Source organism: Pseudomonas sp. 2995-3, assembly GCF_002742565.1.
GTDB lineage: Bacteria > Pseudomonadota > Gammaproteobacteria > Pseudomonadales > Pseudomonadaceae > Aquipseudomonas > Aquipseudomonas edaphica.
Window position 1 is genome coordinate 1 of the sequence record NZ_LJSB01000378.1, and the last position, 242, is coordinate 242.

At 38.4% G+C, this 242-nt stretch carries 1 protein-coding gene; it reads right to left on the reverse strand.

What is annotated here, in order from left to right; genetic code table 11:
* Positions 1 to 78: 78 nt before the first annotated feature.
* Positions 79 to 242: HPr family phosphocarrier protein (locus AOA62_RS29790; RefSeq protein ID WP_143521945.1), on the reverse strand; the 164-nt coding region annotated here is incomplete at its 5' end.

The following is a 242-nucleotide window of genomic DNA, read 5'->3' on the forward strand; positions in this document are numbered from 1 at the left end:
AATCCGGATTTTCTAATCGAAAGCCTTTAGCAATAGCAATGCCGGCAGAAGCGCCTATACCATTTAACTTATTACTCATTATTCAGCAAGTCCTGCCTTCATTACTTCATCAATTCCTTGAAGTGCTTCTTCTGCATCCGGACCTTCAGTTTTCACCTTTACTTCTCCACCTTGTGGAATACCTAAAGACATAACACCCATAATTGATTTTAAGTTTACAGACTTACCGTTATATTCAAGTG